1 pseudogene is annotated in these 489 nt (G+C 50.7%); it reads right to left on the bottom strand.

Features of this window, described 5'->3' with window-relative positions:
• Nucleotides 1–203 (bottom strand): annotated as a pseudogene (locus PPL9_RS33210) (two pore domain potassium channel family protein); the annotation flags it as partial.
• Between the last annotated feature and the right edge of the window lie 286 nt (nt 204–489).

Consider the following 489-nt stretch of genomic DNA (forward strand, 5'->3'; position numbering starts at 1 on the left):
GGGACTAGGGGATCGATTGTCGGAAAGATTGGCGTGTCAAGAAACGACAGGATCAGCGAGCAGGCAAGCAACACGGCGACCAACCTGAAAAATTGCCTCCTTTTTAACGTGATGAGCATGCCGGTTGCGATGTTGAAGCTATAAAACGCGTTGAAAACAGGCGTGTCCAGTGTCTGGCCCGGCAAGATCAAAGCGCCGAACATGAGCATCATCTGACTGAAGAGAAACACCTCAATCCGATAATCAAACAGACTCTTTAGAGATTGCGACCGCACCGGGACCCCAGTTTTCTTTGTTATTTTGCGCTAATTTTCGCAAAAGAAGGCTAAAGAATGGGAAATCTGGCGAGTGGGTTAGCCCTTGAAATTTGGGAGGTTGGATATGAGGGAACGCCGTGCTCGTTAACCTTTACCGCTCCTCACCCACCGACGTCATCCCGGCCCCCGAGCCGGGATCTAGGGCGGCATATGCTGAGATCTCAAAAACTAG

This window comes from Pseudovibrio sp. POLY-S9 (assembly GCF_001431305.1).
Classification (GTDB): domain Bacteria; phylum Pseudomonadota; class Alphaproteobacteria; order Rhizobiales; family Stappiaceae; genus Pseudovibrio.